This window comes from Bacillus sp. CPT56D-587-MTF (assembly GCF_058792335.1).
Map to the genome: position 1 here is coordinate 2,745,025 of NZ_JBYTEF010000001.1, position 18,789 is coordinate 2,763,813.

An 18,789-nucleotide genomic window follows, 5' to 3' on the forward strand; every position below is an offset into this window, starting at 1 on the left:
TAAAATGATATAATTAACTAGTTTCTAATCTTTCTTTAATGTTTCGGAATTATAGTGATACATATTAATAAGAAGAAAAGGAGAATGTTAATGCGAGTTCTTATTGTCGAAGATGAACAAGACTTACAAAATATATTGGTAAAACGATTAAATGCAGAACATTATAGTGTCGATGCATGTGGGAATGGAGAAGATGCCCTGGATTATATAAACATGGCTACCTACGATTTGATTGTACTTGACATTATGATTCCAGGAATAGATGGTTTACAAGTATTACAAAGATTACGCGCGGACAATAATACAACTCCTGTCTTGCTTCTTACAGCTAACGATACAATTGATGATCGTGTAACAGGACTCGACTTAGGTGCGGATGATTATTTAGTAAAGCCGTTTGCTTTTGACGAACTGTTAGCAAGAATTCGAGTGTTAATGCGAAGAAAAACAGGAAATACATCGAATGTGTTTGAAATCGCTGATCTAGTGGTAGATTGCAATATGCATAAAGTAACACGAGGAGACCAAGTTATCACTCTTTCCAGTAAAGAATTTGCTATTTTAGAATATATGATTCGTAATAAAGAAGTTGTGCTGACACGAGATAAAATTGAGCAACATGTGTGGAATTACGACTATGAAGGCGGCTCGAATATTATTGATGTTTACGTCCGCTATCTTCGTAAAAAAATTGATAGCCAGTTTGAAACGAAGTTAATTCATACAGTGCGCGGAACTGGTTACGTATTGCGAGTAGAACCATGAAAAGACTATCAATAAAAATGAGAGTGACCCTGTGGTATACGGGGCTAATTGTAATTATTATGGCACTCGTGTTAGCTTTTATTTTAACTTCTTCAGATAAAGTTTTACTTTTTAATATGAAAGATCAATTGAAGAGCACAGTAAAAGAAAGCATGGAAGATATCGAATATAAGCATGGGCAGTTAAAGATTGACGATGATTTTGAAACCTTAGAAGATGGAGTAAATATAAGCATTTATAGTAAACAAGGTGAGCTGTTGGTAGGACATAGTCCAACAAGCTTTAATAAAAAGATATCCCTTAAATCCGATGAAATACAAACCATTAAAGACGGCAATAAAGAATGGATAGTATATGATTTTCTCCATAATGCAGGCGGCGATGAGCAAGTCTGGGTTCGTGGAATAATGACTATGAACCAATTATCCTCAACGATGAATACGCTTATCGTGGTAACAATCATTTCATTCCCATTACTTATTCTTATTGCGGCATTCGGAGGATATTTTATCACGCAAAGGGCGTTTCGACCTGTGCAACAAATGAGTGATTCCGCCAGTAAAATTGGTGATGGTAAAGACCTTTCGAAGAGAATTAATTTACAAGGTTCACCGAAAGACGAAATGTATCATTTAGCACAAACCTTTGACAAAATGTTTGAGCGATTGGAGACATCATTTGAAAGTGAAAAACAATTTACATCTGACGCATCTCATGAATTAAGAACGCCAACATCTGTTATTATTTCACAATGCGAATACGCTTTATCGCAGAGGAATAACCCGAAAGAAATGGAAGAATCGTTAGAAGTAATTTTAAAGCAATCACGTAAAATGTCCGCTCTAATCTCACAACTCTTATTATTAGCAAGAGCTGACCAAGGAAATCATAATACTTTCCAATTTGAATGTATCAATATGAGTGAATTAACGGAAATCGTTGTAGAAGAACTTTCATTAATGGTTCAAGAAAATTCGATTGAAATAACAACTAATATAGAGGAAGACCTATTTATTAAAGCAGATCAAACATTGATGATGCGTTTATTAATGAATTTACTAACGAATGCGATTGCTTATAGTAAAGCGAGTGGAACTGTGCATATGCAACTATTCCGTGATGAAACCAACATAATAGGTAAAGTCTCCGATAATGGCATCGGCATCAGCGAGCAACATATTACTAAAATATGGGACCGCTTCTATCGAGTTGATGCAGCACGCACATCTTCAAACATCGGAAACACAGGTTTAGGATTGTCGATGGTAAAATGGATTGTCGAACTACACGGAGGAGAAATTACGGTTGAAAGTAAATTAGGAGAAGGCAGTACTTTTACATTTAAACTACCAATTGAAAAAAGAGCATAATTTATACGTGTCTGTCGCTTCAGAATAAAGATTGATTCAAAGGCTCTCTACAATCCTTATGTAAAAATAACTGACGCATTTTAAACATCATCGATTTTATCATTTTGGACAACCTATTCTGTTAAATTAATATACATGCGAAAACACTATCAAAATAAAACCCCAGAAATCCAATGGTCTCTGGGGCTTCATTATATATTTAGCTCTTTTTGCTTTTTGTTTTGTTTATGTCTATAGAGCAATTTACGACTTATTAGAGAAATCACTAATAAGGTCAGAATTAATAAGATAAGTTGCATAAATGATAAATCAAAATATTTAGCACCTGTAACGATTAAAAGTGTAGAAATCGTGCCTTTTACAACGAAAAAAATAATAACCCATAATCCGCCTTTTTTCCAGTTCATTTTATATTACCCTTTCCTACGTTTAAATTCTTAAAATATTTAATGATAGTTCGTAAATATGACAACTTAATAGAAATCTATTATATTAACAAAAAATTCATGTCTAATTAAATGCGACGATTCTATATTAAGTGAAAATGATATTCATTGTCGATTTTATTGATTATTTGAATACTTATTCTGAATCTCTTTCTACTTTGTTTCTTATAAGCAATACACTCTTGTATTCAAACAAAAACACCTCCATTGCATTTGCACACTTAGTATGCGAATGCAAGAGGTGTTTTTTCATATACCATCAGATAAGATTTCCTGCTTTGTTTATTTCTTGATACGTAGCTATTTTCTAGTACACGATAACTGGATCATACGTGTTCAAACTATCATATACAGTTTTTGCAACATTAGGAAGAAGGTTCACACACCCACCTGATCCACCTGTTAAATAAGCGTTATTTCCCCAGTCTTTTCGCCAGCCAGCATCGTGGAATCCTTGACCGCTATTTGTGAATGGAACCCAGTAATCTACTTTAACCGCATAATCAGCTTTCCCTACTGCGCTACCTCTTAGCGTGTATGGTGTTCGTTTGTATAGAACGTACCAAACGCCTGGTGATGTATCTTCACCCGTGCTATGTTTACCCGTTACTACATTTGTTGTAACGACTAATTTTCCATCTTTGTAAATCCAAATTTGTTGCTCTGCAATTGAAACTTCCGCATACGTGTCTCCGATGCCATTATTCGCTGTTGTTTTATAACCGATACCTTCCTTCTCCCAACCATTTCCGTGAATGTTAGAAGCAGAAAGCGACTTTTCGCCTTTCTCAAAGGCTTGTTGAACTTGTTTAGTTTCTTTTTCAACATCTAGTGCCCAGCCGTAGCCTTGCCCTTTTACTGATATGACTGAACCAGAATGCGTTTTAAATGAGAAATCTTTATTTAATGTTGATTTGGCATTATTAATTTCAGTAATTTTCTTCTTAATGTCGCTCGCGTCAATTGTAACTTTCATATCCTTTGACATAGAAGCATTTTGAATTAAATCTTTCGCTTTTAAAGGATAAACTTCATTCTGCACTTTATACTCAACAGACTGCCCAAGAAGATTCTGTAGTGCTTTCTCCTCTTTTTTGACAATCGGATCGTCTTCTTTAATAGGTTTTATGTATGCAGACTTCAGATGAATTTCGCTTTTATATTTTTGCTTATCGTAATCTTTCAGTAGACTAGTAACGTCATACTGTTTTCCTTCAACACTTTTCGAAATAACAATTTTTCCTTGTTCTAGCTTCGCCATAGCATCTTGAGGCGCTTTTAACTTTTCATTCATTGAGATGAGCGTTTCTTCTACAAGTTTTTTCATCGTTTCACTACGATACTGATCTGCCTTCTCTGGTAGCAATGAATAATTTTCTCCCTTTGAGGAAGGGAAAAATGTCCACTGACTTTTTAATAGTTTCTTAACTTGAGGCAAATCTTTTTCCGTAAGTTCCGTTTTTGTATCTTTTTCATCTAAAATTTGTTGTTGATCAACATAGACTTTGTTTGCTAGTCCAGATGTCTTTAATTTTTGTATTGCCTGATCAGCGCTCAGACCACCAACTTTTGTGTCATTAATTGTAACATTCGAATTGAAGTGAGTTGCCTGATAATAACTCATTCCCCCAATAAGAAGTGCAATTACACCAATACCCGCTGCGATAAACTTCCAATTTGTATAACGTTTTTTTGATCTTACTCGTTTTTGATCAATTTCTTCAACTGATTCATTTGTTGTATTGTTGTTCATCAATCTTTCCCCCGTATGCATTAACGTCAAACGATTTTCAACTAAAATCATAGACTAGTGTACCTTATTTTTCCTAAAATTTCATTATTTCCGACCACATTTTATCGCAATTTAATGATTTAATTTAGATTTTTTAATAGTACGATGCATTGAACAGCCCTTTACAAGTCATAAAGCGAAACTTAAATTAACCGTCACACCAAGAGATTTAGCTTAATATTCTAGGGGGAAATTTTTCTCTTTACGTAAAATACGAATTATATTATCCATTTTTATGAACATCAATCCCTAATTTTGTCAAAAAATAAACGATAGTCCTTCTACATTTTTGATAAAAGGACTATCGTTTTTTCAGTTAGAGTATTTGTATAATCGTTTAACTTTTTATTTCCTGAAGGTCTAATGTGATGAAGATGATGAAATTTCATCTCATAGCCTTTAAATGAAAAACATTATTTTTTTATGACAATCAAGTTTATTTTTATAAATTAACCCCTTAGCTTGATGCCTTCCATATATCCAGCAGCCTAAGATTAAGTAAGAGTCCGTTCAACTAGATTTTTTCTAATATTTTTAGGAGCATCTTATTTCAACCTTGTCATATTACACTAATTGAATTTAAAACACATCCGTATGCTATTTAGTAAAATTTACGATTCGAGACATAATTATTGCAGTAGCCAAGATAATAATAGCGGTTATCAAACCAGATTCTCCAATCCAAATCTCAGTTTGATCTCCTGTACTTGCACGTGCGAAAGGTCCTTGAATAATGGCATTCCAAGTAGTATGAATGATAACCGAAGGCCAAACGCTACCTGTGATAAGTCGTAAATAAGCTGTAATATAACTGAATGGCACAATACAAAAATAGATGCCAAGTACTGAAAGTAAGGCAGATGTTCCTTCTACATATAGACCAGCAATAACAATTGGAACATGCCACGTTGCCCAAATCAATCCGCTAATAAGGATTGGGCGTGAAAACTCTGCATCGATTAGTCTTGTAAGCATATAACCTCGCCAACCCATTTCTTCTCCCATAACTGGAATTAAGTTAAGCAAGCTACCTAATACTCCGCTCAATACTACTATAAAAATGAAACTTAATGGTATCGGTAGATACTGAAATCCAAGTATATTGTAAATAGGTTCTAGCATACCACCTTGCGGGGGCTGAAACTTCGCAATTCCGCTCAACCAGGCGATAGAATAAGTAATTCCACAAATAATCATAGGTATTAGCAGAGCAAAACCAATCCCCTTCCATATCTTTAAGTTACCGAGACTAAAAGATACATCTTTAAACCCTTCTTTCAATATTATACGAGTCAAAATAGAAGAAAATGCCGGAGTAAACATATATACCACAATAAGCGGCATACTTTTAGTAATCATTACTAGTACATTTAGGATAATAGAAGTAATAGTTAAGATACTTAGAAAAAGTTGAAGTCCTATTTTAGCACGATGGATTTTATCTTTATTGTGGAACGATTTTGCGTGTAATAACATTGTAATCCGCCCTTCCCCTTTATTCATTTGTTTATCAAATTTACTTCCTGTCATTTCAACAGCTACAACTTAGAATAAAAATATTTTGACATACAGATCATTCATCTTTAAAATCCCTCCCAAATTCATAATCTAGTCTTACTTGCGATTCAACAATTTAATTATTATTTATAAACTGTCATAGCCGATAGTACAAAAGTGTAATGATTAACCTATGACTTGTGTCAATTAATCTTATGACAATATGTAACTAGAAAATATGATATGGAATAAATAACAATTGAATTAAGGCAATTGATTCGTGCAAGTACATGAATCAATCTTGCTTTTGAAAATAATTCAATTGAGGTGGGCAAAAATGAATAAGAAAAGAATGATTGCAATGGTTAGTACAGCTTTATTAGTCACAGGATGCGCGGAAGTAGGAAACGCTCAAACTGTAGCAGTCGAAAATTCAGGTCAATCAGTCCAAAAAAATATAGTTAAATCAATACAATCACAGGCTAACCCATTAAAAACGATAGAGCCGTCAAAACCATTTGAAGATTTAAAACCACTTAAGAAAATGATTGGGAACGCGCAATATGTAGGATTAGGAGAGAATACTCATGGAAGCTCTGAAATTTTTACTATGAAGTTTCGCCTTGTGAAATATTTGGTTACTGAAATGGGTTTTACGAATTTTGCAATGGAAGAAGATTGGGGAAACGGCTTAAAACTAAATGAATATATCCAAACAGGAAAAGGAAACCCTAGGGAATTTTTAAAATTGTTATATCCTACTGATGAAATTATAGCCATGATTGAGTGGATGAAAGATTATAATGCTGATCCATCCAATAAAAAAAAGATCCAATTTATTGGGCTCGACTTAAAGGCGTTGGACCAAGGTAGCTTTAATAAAGTAATTGATTATGTAAGGCTGCATCGACCAGATTTGCTGGCAGAAGTAGAAGAAAATTATAAAGAATTGTCTTCTTTTACTGGAAGTATACAGGAATATATGAAACTTGCTCCTGAAAGAAAAGAGAAGTTTAAAGCAAACGCTGAGAGAGTAGCCCGATTACTAAAAGATGAGAATGAGCAAGCCAACACAGAAATAATTCCATCCGAGTACATCTGGGCGAAAGCAACGGCAAGTGCAATAGAGAAATTTACCACAATGCTACTTCCTAACGACTATCCAAGTATAATAAAACTACATGAACAATACTTGGCCGATCATGCAATGTGGGCACAAGAGACATTTGGTGGTAAAACGATGGTATGGGCACACAATATTCATATAGCTAAAGGAATTATCGATGAGAAATTATACCCTTATGTTGCGGGGCAGTTTTTGAAGGAACGTTTAGACAATAATTATGTCACAATTGGTAGTACAACTACGGAGGGGAATTTTACCTTATACAGCGAATATGATCCTTCCACTGGAGGTAAGATTACAACCGACACTATTCCACAAGATGTAAAAAGTTTCAATTATACTCTCGGAAAAGTGCCATATAAAATGTTTTTATTGGATAACCGTCACCTTAAAGGACAAGCAGAAAAATGGGTTAAAGCAAAAAGACCATTACTAAGTATAGGGGGACAATTCCTCCCGAACAGTTCGGTGTATTTTGATACTTCATTGCTTGAGCAATTTGATATTATTTTTCATATTCGAAAAACAAGTCCATCTCATATTAAATAAAAGTACAAAGCAATCCCGTTCTTGCAGATGTAAGAACGGGATTGCTTTGTGGAGGAGTAATAAAGTGAAACTTTAATCAGCAGGTTTTTGTTCATCCCCCACTGATTATTAGCCTTCACCAATCGTGCGTTTACCGGCAGCCCGCCCCCCACCTAACGCTGAATTTTGAGGTGGGAGTCTTACTGCCCAGTAAATAGCGGGATAAAAGCATCTTTTTTAACCAGAAGTAAGCTGCTCTCCCCTTTTTAACATCATTTAGAACTGTCATATGACACTTTTACACTAGTGAGAATGACAAAAAAAGCAGTATGATTCGGTTATTACACAGATAGGAGCGATGAACTTTATGAAATCAAGATTCATCCATAATGGTTATTTTTTATTGCTAACTTTCGGTACAGGATTGTTTTATTTTTGTTTTTACCTAATAGCTCTGCTATTTAGTTTAACCCTTTCATTTACTGTTGTTGGGATTCCATTAATTATGCGCGTACTACAGACTACCACACCCTTTATCCAATTCGAGCGCATACAGACGAAAATTTATACAGATATTTCAACAGACTCTTACGATAGAAGTATAACAATGGATACATCGAACTGGTCTCAGGTGAAATTAGTGCTAACAGATCGTCGCACTTGGTGTGCTGTCTATTGGCTAATGCAGAAATTTACGATTGGCATTTTCAGTCTCATTAGTGCAATCATTTTTTACGTAATGCCACTTATGTTCCTGTTGGCACCACTACTGTATCGATACATCGATATGAATATTATATTTATACAAATAGATACTTTTGCCAAGTCACTCTTTGTAATGTTTATGGGTATAGTATTTACCGCCATAAGTATTAGAATAGTCGATGGTTTGACAAAGAAAATTGGGGGCTATACACGTAGTATGATTCGGCAACTAAATCAATAGAAGTTTGCAGTCTGTGAGTAGTATCGTAGTTTTAAATTAAAAAGTATAATAAGGCAGGAAGGATTAAATTATTATATAGGAAGTAAAATGGTAGGCTATTTAGGGGGTAAAGGACTTGTTAGATATGGTTAAGTATTGGTTTTGGTATGATTGGATTATGTTAGGGGTACGCCTACTTGCTAGTGTGTCTATCATTCTAGCTACATTAAATTTTCAGGATGGTTTAACATTACCACTTTGGATTATTATTCTTTGGGAAATTATTGCCTTCTCTGTTCCATGGGTAGCCTTACTATTCAATTATAAATATTATTTATTCACAGAAATACTGCTATATGGTGGACTATGTATATATTTAACCTTATTATTTCCAGAAGCTTACAACACATTTCTTATATCGGTGTTTCTAATTGCTGCGAATAGTAAGCATTTGTCCTATTATTGGACAGCTCCAATAACGGTTTTTATAACAACTGGAATTTTCTATGCGGTTGCGCCAAGTAATAGCTATTGGATTATGGTCACCTATTATGGATTCGCATATATAATGGGCTTCGCTTTTCATTTATTAATCGTCAATCATAAACAAAATGAATCAATTCGTAAACAAAACGCGGTACTTGAGCAATATATGTCTCAGATTGAACGCATTACACTGGCGGAAGAACGAAACAGACTGTCGAGTGAGCTTCATGATACAGTTGGTCACGCTTATACTTCTATTATTATGGGGATGGAAACGTTGCGCACCGAACTTGCTACTGAAATGGGTATACAGAGGCTAGATTCTCTGCTTGAAATGGGACGTAAAAGCATCGAGGACGTGAGAGGTTACCTACATCAAATGGAGTCTCCTTGTCAATCGCCTTCCTTAATTCAATCTCTCCAAAATCTTGGAGCCGAATTTCAGGAGCACGCTCTGGTTAATGTAAGTTTTCGGGCATACGGAGAGGAATATGAATTGTCTCGGCAAGCGAAGATAGCGTTCATTCGTTGCTTACAAGAGTCCCTTACGAATGCAGTACGTCATGGTCAGGGAACTGAAATTATAGTTTCATTGCAGTTTGAACAACAATATACGAGATTAGAAGTTCAAGATAATGGAAAAGGAAATGTAGAATGGCAAGAAGGCTTCGGTATGAATGCGATGAAAGAACGAGCAATGAATTTGCAAGGTCAATTGTCTGTATATACAAAGCCAGATGAAGGAATGCTTGTTACATGTACCATACCGCGACAAACTGAAATAAAAGATGGACTTATTCGTTTGTTAATTGTAGACGACCAGCCATTTGTTCGGGAAAGTTTGAGGACACTACTCGATAGATATGAAGATTTAAATGTAGTCGGTTTGGCCGAGGATGGCAATGAAGCCATCGATTTGTGTGGGCGCCTTCAACCTCATGTTATACTTATGGATTTAGATATGCAACACATGGATGGAGTCGAAGCAACCAAAAAGATTAAGCAACAATGGCCACATATCCGCATATTGATTTTTACCACTTTTCAGGATACCGAACAGGCGTTGGAATCGCTTCGCAACGGTGCGGATGGTTTTTTACTCAAATCTATTGAAACATTGGAGCTAGCTAATACGATCCGACTTATTCACAAAGGTGGGACACTGATTGATCAGGGAATGTCTCACAAAATATTTGAGAAATTTGATGAGCAAAAAGAGACACCACAATCAAAAGCAACCGCTTATGAGCTAACAGCTAGGGAGATAGAAATATTGCAACTAGTAGCCAAGGGACTTCGATACACTACCATAGCATCAAGGTTATATTTATCGAATGGTACGGTCAGAAATTATGCTTCCACAGCTTATACAAAGCTAGGAGTCCGCAACAAAGAAGAAGCTGTTCAAAAAGCTCTAGAAATTGGAATTATTGAATAAGAAAAATGTTTTTTGTTTCTTTACAGCAAGGCAAAATGTAGTTACAAGATACAGTAAAGGATAAAGTGAAACTTTAATCAGCCCTCATCAGTCGGACTTTTACGGGCAAATAGCGGGATAAAATGAGCGAACTATCATGAACTCCTGTTTTATGCGTATAATTAATAGACAACCTAAGTAACAAGTTTGTTCCATTTTTATCAGTAGTCGTATCTAGAAACCTAAAAAAGTCCATTTAGAAGATTTAAATGGACTTTTTCACTCATATAATACTATCTATAGTTAAACAAATAAGATTAAATACATTTAAATTTTCTTGTTTTATCTAATAAACTGTTTAGGCATTTCTTTAACGTGCTTATCATCATCACGCCAATCATAGGTTTCTTTCTGCGAAACATCTAAAGTTTGATCTCCAATTCTAACAATATTCTTATTTACCCATTCAATATATGGATCGGTATCTGGATAATTCCAATATATATTTTTCTCTGAATCTGTATCAAGGTTAACTAATTCACCCCTAACAGCATCCGCACTTAATGATCCTGCATTATGAAAATAAGTCTTGATGAGATATTTTCCATCTGGAGATTTCACTGTTCGAATTAATTCCCCTTTTGGATATTGCAAACTAAAAAGTTTCCAATATCCAAATCCAATTATAATTACTAACATAGTAAGTATAGTTAGTAATACTTTTCTTTTTGTTTTTTTAATTTCACCTTTTGTATTTATAATACTCATTCAACTCCATTCCATAATATATCAAAAATAAAAATACTCCGTTAATACGGGATAAACATGAAAATTCCCCTTTAAGAAAAATATAAAAAATCAGACAGTATACTTGAATTGCTCTTCGCAAGAGAATATACTAATAAAGCAGGCTACGACGTTCCTTCCTTCTAACTTCTTTGGCGAAATAGGGATGTTACTTTCCTGCTAAACACATAGGCTATGACAATTCTTCCTTCTTTGTAGAAATTTCAAATTGTTTTAGAGTTGTCAATTTCCTATGAAAATAATTAGACTATAAAACCTCTTTCTTCTTTGGGATTGAATAAACTTTAGTTTATCAACCATTGATGTAGAGGTTTTCTTTTCTTAATTAACAAATTACCACTTAACAACTAAATGTTATACCCCTAATTTTTCACTAAAAAATAGCTTTATACCCTCAGTGCATTTCTCTACAATTAGTGTGTTTATGCATGTAAAAATAAAAATCTACCACTGAAAGGAGGACAGTCAGACTATTCCCCTCTTTTATAAGGAGTGAATAATCGGCGTTCTCATGAAAAATTCTATTTATATAAGAAGAAGTTTGAAAGTAATTATAAAAAGAGAAGAAAATAAACTACCGAACATGTATTTAGCCACTGCTTTAAAAAACTTGGAAAGTTTAGGATTTACTTTTTCTGAGCCTTTAATAGAAGAGTTGCAAACACTTTCGGTTGGTGCATTCACATCGTTTTACAAAGAGTTGGTAAAACATTTAAAAGAAATGGTTGGTGCACATATTCAGTTTACTCCTATGTATCCAAACTTTCCGCAACAAATGATGGATTTAAGTGACGCTGATTTATACATCAATGCCGTTATTCATTATGTGACGTTGCGCCTACCTGTATCAAAAGTAGAAGAACGACTTCCTCTTTTAGATAGCGTTGATTTGAAAGTTATTGACTTAGGAAGTGAAGAAGATTTCAATCAAATGATTTCTCAATTGATTCGTGCAAACAGCTCTATTTCCTCAACTGATAAGACAGATGTAGAATGGGCTATTACACACACTGAAGATGTTTCCTGTTTTCTACCTAATGTAATTCCTCATAAGGAAAATATGTCTTTTATAATTGGGGTTTTATTAATAAACAGAAAAATATCAGCCGATGCTGCTGCAAAGTATTTTAAAACAGCAACTGATGTTCTTCGCCTTGCAGTTGCTTTATCTGAAGGTGATGTGAGTTTAGCATCCTCCGTTCGATTCAAGAAGTTTAACCGAGTAGAAAGACGCTTCCTTTTAGGATTGTTAGAGCAATGCGGAAACATTACCGAAGATATGATTCGATACAAAAAACGTTGGATTCGTTTAGGTGAAATTCTTCATCCAGCAGAATATCATACTCGTTTCCCAAAAACCCACCGAGCATTTGAGATGCTTCGCAACAACATTAAAGTTGAAACATTTAATGGAAAAATAGAAGCAGCTTTGTTGAATCGTGATATCATGACAGCGAAAAATCTTTTAAAAACTCGCCCGGGGGAATTTGCCAGACGCTTGGATCATTTAATCCGTTTATGTAGTGATACGTCAACAGATGTTTTCAATATTCTCGAAGAGTTTCTAAGTATAATAGGAAATGTTTCTACTCCTGTATTACTTCAACTCACGGCTCATTTTAAGCATCGAAATGATAAAAATGAATTTCGCACCTTTTTTCCAAAGGGCAATGTAGCAAAAGCTATAGGTATTGAAAATACACTTCCATTTATCTCAGAGGATATTTGTTTAATGATTGTAAAAATGTGTGAAGATACTTTAAAAAATCGCTTCGCAGAACTTCCAAGTCTCGGAAAAGTATTTTTGGATGAACAGTTAAAAAATCACTTAGTTCCCTTCTCTCAACGTTCAGCCAGCAAAGCGCTTCGCACATTATCTCGAGGAAGTAAAGTAGATTTGCCAGAAGGAGATACGATTCGTTTTTTCCTATGGTGGAAAGAAGGCTATGTGAATGGACAACATACAGGACGTGTTGACATTGATTTGTCTGCTGCAATGTACGACGAAGATTGGCAATACAAAGAACATGTATCCTTCACGAACTTACGTTCAAAAAATTTCAAAGCCTACCATAGCGGAGATATTACTTCTGCACCAAAGGGGGCATCTGAATTCATTGATTTCGATATTCCGTCTGTGCTGAAATATGGTGGACGCTATGTAGTTATGACTTTGCTTTCTTACACAGACCAACCATATAAAGATTTACCAGAATGCTTTACTGGTTGGATGGTTCGTCAATATCCTGGTTCAGGTGAAATATTTGAACCTTCTACTGTTCAAGATAAAGTGGATATTACTGCCGACACCCAAATCTCTATTCCAGTTATTTTAGACTTAAAGGAACGAAAATTGATTTGGACAGATTTGTCTCTTACAAGAGATCTAACTTATGATAATACCATCGAAGCTAATCAAAAAGGTATGATACTAGTTGGAAAGGCTTTAACTAATTTAGTTAAACCGAATTTATATGACTTGTTCCGATTACATATTGAAGCTAGAGGTGAACTCGTTCAAGACATCGAAGAAGCAGAAACTATTTTCTCTTTGAATAAAGGGATTACTCCTTTCGATATCGAAAAAATAATATCTGATTTTATAGCTGACTCAAAAGGCTAACTACATTACAAACATTGATAATGTGTGGAAAATATCGATGTATAATGTCTATGTGAAACAGGACCTGATAGATGTATATCAGGTCCTGTTTTTTATTTAGTAGATACTAAATAATCTGGTTAATCACTATTCATCTAAATACACTATACTAATAAAGTGAAATTTATTCGAAAGAAGTTCATTAGTTAATATGTATCTAGGGTGTGTCTAAAAACTATTTCTATGGTAGGATTACCTCAAACCATTTAGAGAGAGGTATTTTCTATGACGCCACGCCGCTACGAACTTACAAATGAACAATGGGAACAAATCAAAGACTTTTTCCCACCGTATTCTACTGGTCGTCCGCCTAAAAGAAGTAATCGTGAAATGTTCAATGCTATTTTATGGATAGCTAGGAGCGGCGCTCCCTGGCGTGATTTGCCGGACCATTACGGCTTATGGAAAACCGTGTATGCTCGCTTCTGCAAATGGCGTGATGAAGGTGTCCTACTGACCATTTTTCAAGAATTAAATGCTGAACCGGATTTTGAAAATCTCAGCATAGATTCAACCAGTATCAAAGCGCATCAACATAGTGCTGGTGCAAAAAAAAGGCCATAAATCATGAGTTTCATCAGCATATTGGCATGAGTCGCGGTGGAAAAACTACCAAAATCCATACAATTGTTGATGGTTTAGGCAACCCCATTTTATTTCATTTGACTGGCGGAAATATTTTTGATAGCACTCCAGTTTGCGAGCTTTTGGATGAAATACCAATTAAGGGCAGCAATATTCTTGGTGACAAAGCCTATGGTTCTCATACGATTCGTAACTATATTACCAATCATGAAGCAACCTATACCATTCCACCCAGATCAAATGCGAAAGCTCCTTGGAATGTGGATTGGTATTTATATAAAGAACGCCATTTAGTGGAGTGTTTTTTCAATAAAATCAAGCATTTCCGTAGAATCGCAACACGGTATGATAAGCTGGCATCTTCTTTTTTAGCCTTTGTGTATATCGCTGCCATTTTTCGATTAACACAATGAACAACAGTTTTTAGACACACCCTAATTAAGAAACATTCATATACCAGCCCAAACATCTTTTCCATATCGCCCTTCATCTTGCACACGATCCAACCAATTTCTTGCTTCTTGTTCACTGACTTCATGAATTTCTTGATATGCTTGACAAAGGGTATCTTCTACATCCGGAGCCATTTTACTTCCATCACCACATATATAAAGATGAGCTCCATTATCTAATAACGAAATTAAATTGATTCTATCTTGTTTTATCAAATGCTGTACATATGTTTTTGGATGTCCCTCTAAACGAGAAAAAGCTGTGTGTAAAGAGATTAATCCATCTCTTTCATCATTTTCTAGTTCTGTACGATAAAGATAATCTTTTTCAGGATGACGACAACCAAAATATAGATGCGCTTGTCCTAAGTTCATACCTTTTTGCTTTTGAACACGACGCGCTTGCAAGAATCCACGGAATGGTGCAATTCCAGTACCTGGCCCAACCATAATAATTGGTGTTTCTGGATCTTTAGGTAATTCAAAGTTTGATTGTGGCGTTCGAATGAAACAGATAATCTCATCTTTATTATGACGCTGAGCTAAGTAATTAGAAGCGACTCCTTCATATGTCCCTTCCCCACTCCATGCAGGTGCATTAACAACACCGACCGTAATGCTCAGACGATTGTGTGCAACGAGTGGAGAGCTTGAAATAGAATAGTAACGCGGTTTGAGCGCAGGAAGAAGTTCTAAAAAGCGTTCAAATCGGATTTCACAAGCCTCATACTTTTCAAGAAGGTCCAACATTGAAATCCGTTTCTTTAATATTTGTTCATGATAAACTCCTTCTTCTAATAATGCTTCCAATTCTTTTTTATGAGGAGGACATGCTGTGAATGTTACCATTTCTCGTATTTGTGCTCGAGTGGCAGCTTCTTGAACTTCAACACTATAACTAAGAAGGTCCAATAAACTAACAGGACTGTCTAAAGGTATGTGATTTATACTTCGTCCACTTGCACTCAGTATAACTTGATCCTTCCCATTTAATCCAAAACGTTTTAAAATTCGGTTGATATTTTTCTCGCTATTAACTGGCAACACTCCAAGGTGGTCTCCTTCTTTATATGTAGCGCCTTCTGGCAAAGATACCTCGATATGTCGTGTACTTCTATCACTGCTGGGTGATTGGAGTTCACGATTTTCTAGTATAGATGCATAAACTGCTTCATATGTTCGTGCAAGAGGAGATCCTCCAAGACGACTAACAAATTGCAGACTCAAAGTACTGCGCTCTTTTTCTATATTTTTGTTGAACTCCAATCCAAATGCCTTCATCGCATCAGACCACATGTTTTGTTTCCATTGCTCAAGCTGTTCCTCGAAATCACCACTTGCATCTGCTTCTCCGCGTTTAGAAAATCTTGTTGCTCCTTTTTGAGCCATCTGCTCATCAATGTATCTTGGAATCCGTTGATAGGTACTAGCCCAATTATGATCTCCACAACCAAAAACTGCGTATTGAACACCTTTTAGCTCATCTGGTTTTAGTTCCTCCAACCATTGCACAAACTGCCCTGCATTACTTGGCGGTTTTCCATTATAAGAAGAAGTCACAATAAGTACCGCTCCTTCTTTTGGCAAACTTCCAATTCGATCGTTAAGAGCTACCACTTCCGTTTGAACTCCTTCTAAACTAGCTGTATCTGCTAATTCTCTTGCAATACCTTCTGCTACACCTGTATCCGAGCCATACAGAACAAGAAGTGAAAGATTATCGGCCCCAATAATAGAAGGTGTCTTCTGGACGTGTTGCTTAATTTCATCGTTTTTCAGCTTGTCCTCTGTAGGTGCAAGAACAGTAGGATGACTAATAGTTTGTTTTCGGGGTAGAATCCTAATCTTAAAATCACCGGGCTTTAGCGTTAATGTTTGTTTTACGTCCAGCTGATAGTTTTGATAATCGATTAATTCAAAATGTTGAAGAAGCATTCCCATTACAAGAGTGGCTTCATGAAGTGCAAATTGCATACCGATACATGCTCTCTGGCCATTTCCAAATGGCTTATAAGCATGATGAGGAACCTTATCCAGCTCTTCAAATCGTTCAGGTTGGAATTCTTCCACATTGTCTCCCCATGCATCTTTATCCCTATGTAGCTGTGGAATAAGAACAGAAATACGATCTTCTCCTTTCTTAATTGGGTATTTCCCGCCAATCACTGTATCTTCTTTTGCATAGAGACTGAATGCTGGAGCGGTAGGCCATAGACGTAGCGATTCATTTAAAATCATCCGTATATACTTCAGTTTCATAACTTGTTGGTATGTTGGAGTAGGATCTGTCAAAACACGGTCTACTTCTTCATAGGCTTTTTTCAATTTATCCGGATTCTTTAATAAGAAGTAAATTGCAAAAGATAACAATCCACTTGTTGTCTCATGTCCAGCTATTAAAAAAGTAATAATTTGGAAACGAATGTTTTCATCATCTAATTTTTCACCAGTTTCCGGATCTGGCACATTTAGCATACGGGAAAGTAAATCATTTTCTTCCTGATCTCCACTACTTTTACGTTCAGCAATAATATTATCTACTAAAGAAAACATAGATTGAATATCATGCTGAAATTGACGTTTCGTTCTCCACATAAGTTTGTCTTCTATATCCAGCCGCTGCAATTGGTGCATCGCCTCATCTAGAGCACGGGTCATGCTAGTAATAAAAGGATGAGGGGTCTCACGATAAAAGCTATTGAATCGGTAATTAAAACCACATAGACCAATTGTATCTAACGTAAGACGAGTCATATCCTCCGGAACATCTACGTTTTCATTCGGATTAAGCCGTGCCCATTTTTGAACGAGTTGTACAGCAATATCGACCATCATGGCATGGTAATCTTTCATTGCCCGTTGGCTGAATGTAGGCATCAAAATATTATGAGCTTTTTTCCAGTTAGGCTCGTGAGTCTCGCTAGTAAATAATCCGTCCCCAGCAAAGGCACGAACTTTTGCTAAAGCACCCTCTATACTTTTATCGAACCGCGTTTCGTCACAGACTTCTGCTACCAATTCATGTCCAGAAACGACAATGATGGTATCACTTAAAGTTTGAATTTGAAAAATGGGACCATACTCTTCCGCTATCTTGATAAAGGATAGGGTCGGTTTATCTTTATCGATTAATGGGAGATTACCCAGCGGTCCATATGTTTTCGGCTGAGGAATGGCAGATACTTTTTTTTCCATTTAAAACACCCTTTCAAAAAAGCATGAAATAAAGTGAAACTTTAATCAGTGGGGGTTTTGTTCATCCCCCACTGATTATTAGTTGAACCAATCGGGCTTTTACGGGCAGTTGGTCCCCCACCTAACTTCTTTGCTTCCGCTAAATTTTGAGGTGGGGGTCTTACTGCCCGTTAATGCGGGATAACATATCCCATTTAATAAAGAGGAAATAGCAACTAATCGCCTGGGATAAAGATATGTAATTGATTACCTTATTTTATCTTTTCCCTAACTATTCATGATTATGATATTGCGTATAAGCTTGGCAATTAGATTTATAACTTGTAGAAAAATACTAAATTAAAATGAAGCGAATAAATATAGTTGGAGCCTTTTAATGTTGGTATTAAAAGATAATCTAAACTTGTAATGTTTATGAGAAATTGTAAACGGATCTCATCTCTTGTATTTGTTCATAAAAATGATTATTTTGATTCATTTTCTTCTAAAACACCCCAAAATAGAGAAGTTGACGAGCTTAAGATTGTAGTATTTGAAAAATCAGTGGTTTAGTTAAACCAATACAATAAGCAATATACCGTGTTACTAATGAAAGAGGACCTGATATGAACATCAGGTCCTCTTTCACTATATAATTATGTCACTGCTTCTTTCAGTTCTTTTCCCATTTTAAATACCGGCGCCTTAGTAGCAAAAATTTGTATTTCTTTATAGTTTATCTAATCAGCAAACAACT

The 18,789-nt window shown here is 35.5% G+C and carries 12 protein-coding genes; 7 read left to right on the forward strand and 5 right to left on the reverse strand.

The genetic code is table 11. The annotated features are described in order from the left end of the window. Window positions 1-90: 90 nt before the first annotated feature. Both AC3WVZ_RS14080 and AC3WVZ_RS14085 read left to right on the forward strand, forming a co-directional pair. Complete coding sequence (locus AC3WVZ_RS14080; RefSeq protein ID WP_233936514.1) at window positions 91-765, forward strand: response regulator transcription factor; 675 nt, start codon at window positions 91-93, stop codon at window positions 763-765. Further along, window positions 762-2,135: a sensor histidine kinase gene (locus AC3WVZ_RS14085; protein ID WP_233936516.1), complete on the forward strand. Its 1,374-nt coding sequence runs from the start codon at window positions 762-764 to the stop codon at window positions 2,133-2,135. Before AC3WVZ_RS14080 ends, AC3WVZ_RS14085 begins: the two co-directional genes overlap by 4 nt. Before the next feature lie 191 nt (window positions 2,136-2,326). Here the strand turns inward: AC3WVZ_RS14085 and AC3WVZ_RS14090 are convergent, their stop codons facing one another. From AC3WVZ_RS14090 to AC3WVZ_RS14100, 3 genes are all read right to left on the reverse strand, one after another. Then, complete coding sequence (locus AC3WVZ_RS14090; RefSeq protein ID WP_001104104.1) at window positions 2,327-2,542, reverse strand: hypothetical protein; 216 nt, start codon at window positions 2,540-2,542, stop codon at window positions 2,327-2,329. A 346-nt stretch (window positions 2,543-2,888) separates the two neighbouring features. After that, a complete protein-coding gene (locus tag AC3WVZ_RS14095; RefSeq protein ID WP_001064065.1) occupies window positions 2,889-4,334 on the reverse strand; it encodes a L,D-transpeptidase family protein in 1,446 nt (481 codons plus the stop codon). A gap of 636 nt (window positions 4,335-4,970) precedes the next feature. Then, a complete protein-coding gene (locus tag AC3WVZ_RS14100; protein WP_002183718.1) occupies window positions 4,971-5,849 on the reverse strand; it encodes a CPBP family intramembrane glutamic endopeptidase in 879 nt (292 codons plus the stop codon). 358 nt (window positions 5,850-6,207) lie between these two features. On the opposite strand from AC3WVZ_RS14100, the gene AC3WVZ_RS14105 reads away from it, so the two are divergent. From AC3WVZ_RS14105 to AC3WVZ_RS14115, 3 genes are all read left to right on the forward strand, one after another. Beyond that, a complete protein-coding gene (locus AC3WVZ_RS14105; RefSeq protein ID WP_001036228.1) occupies window positions 6,208-7,545 on the forward strand; it encodes an erythromycin esterase family protein in 1,338 nt (445 codons plus the stop codon). A gap of 346 nt (window positions 7,546-7,891) precedes the next feature. Continuing rightward, on the forward strand, window positions 7,892-8,470 hold the full coding sequence (locus AC3WVZ_RS14110) for a sensor domain-containing protein (protein ID WP_000842190.1): 579 nt from the start codon (window positions 7,892-7,894) through the stop codon (window positions 8,468-8,470). A 115-nt stretch (window positions 8,471-8,585) separates the two neighbouring features. Then, a complete protein-coding gene (locus AC3WVZ_RS14115; RefSeq protein ID WP_233936518.1) occupies window positions 8,586-10,373 on the forward strand; it encodes a helix-turn-helix transcriptional regulator in 1,788 nt (595 codons plus the stop codon). A gap of 321 nt (window positions 10,374-10,694) precedes the next feature. On the opposite strand, the gene AC3WVZ_RS14120 is transcribed toward AC3WVZ_RS14115, so the two are convergent. Continuing rightward, window positions 10,695-11,120: a DUF5412 domain-containing protein gene (locus tag AC3WVZ_RS14120; RefSeq protein WP_000022545.1), complete on the reverse strand. Its 426-nt coding sequence runs from the start codon at window positions 11,118-11,120 to the stop codon at window positions 10,695-10,697. A gap of 550 nt (window positions 11,121-11,670) precedes the next feature. Here AC3WVZ_RS14120 and AC3WVZ_RS14125 point away from each other — a divergent pair. Both AC3WVZ_RS14125 and AC3WVZ_RS14130 read left to right on the forward strand, forming a co-directional pair. Beyond that, entirely contained in the window at window positions 11,671-13,782 is a 2,112-nt protein-coding gene (locus AC3WVZ_RS14125; RefSeq protein ID WP_000798039.1) for a TerD family protein, read from the forward strand. Between the two features lie 264 nt (window positions 13,783-14,046). After that, window positions 14,047-14,819, forward strand: a protein-coding gene (locus tag AC3WVZ_RS14130; RefSeq protein ID WP_425594293.1) for an IS5 family transposase whose coding sequence is annotated in 2 segments (ribosomal slippage) — window positions 14,047-14,377 and window positions 14,377-14,819 — 774 coding nt in all. Because the reading frame shifts where the segments join, the coding sequence is not laid out codon by codon here. 36 nt (window positions 14,820-14,855) lie between these two features. On the opposite strand, the gene cypD is transcribed toward AC3WVZ_RS14130, so the two are convergent. Continuing rightward, window positions 14,856-18,053, reverse strand: coding sequence for a bifunctional P-450/NADPH--P450 reductase (gene cypD, locus AC3WVZ_RS14135; protein ID WP_233936520.1), 3,198 nt, complete (start codon window positions 18,051-18,053; stop codon window positions 14,856-14,858). Between the last annotated feature and the right edge of the window lie 736 nt (window positions 18,054-18,789).

What these genes read in the sequence shown, in the direction of transcription:
- AC3WVZ_RS14120 (WP_000022545.1), bottom strand. Translation starts at nt 11,120, where the DNA reads ATGAGTATTATAAATACAAAAGGTGAAATTAAAAAAACAAAAAGAAAA.
- cypD (WP_233936520.1), bottom strand. Translation starts at nt 18,053, where the DNA reads ATGGAAAAAAAAGTATCTGCCATTCCTCAGCCGAAAACATATGGACCG.
- AC3WVZ_RS14125 (WP_000798039.1), top strand. Translation starts at nt 11,671, where the DNA reads ATGAAAAATTCTATTTATATAAGAAGAAGTTTGAAAGTAATTATAAAA.
- AC3WVZ_RS14080 (WP_233936514.1), top strand. Translation starts at nt 91, where the DNA reads ATGCGAGTTCTTATTGTCGAAGATGAACAAGACTTACAAAATATATTG.
- AC3WVZ_RS14105 (WP_001036228.1), top strand. Translation starts at nt 6,208, where the DNA reads ATGAATAAGAAAAGAATGATTGCAATGGTTAGTACAGCTTTATTAGTC.
- AC3WVZ_RS14090 (WP_001104104.1), bottom strand. Translation starts at nt 2,542, where the DNA reads ATGAACTGGAAAAAAGGCGGATTATGGGTTATTATTTTTTTCGTTGTA.
- AC3WVZ_RS14085 (WP_233936516.1), top strand. Translation starts at nt 762, where the DNA reads ATGAAAAGACTATCAATAAAAATGAGAGTGACCCTGTGGTATACGGGG.
- AC3WVZ_RS14095 (WP_001064065.1), bottom strand. Translation starts at nt 4,334, where the DNA reads ATGAACAACAATACAACAAATGAATCAGTTGAAGAAATTGATCAAAAA.
- AC3WVZ_RS14110 (WP_000842190.1), top strand. Translation starts at nt 7,892, where the DNA reads ATGAAATCAAGATTCATCCATAATGGTTATTTTTTATTGCTAACTTTC.
- AC3WVZ_RS14100 (WP_002183718.1), bottom strand. Translation starts at nt 5,849, where the DNA reads ATGTTATTACACGCAAAATCGTTCCACAATAAAGATAAAATCCATCGT.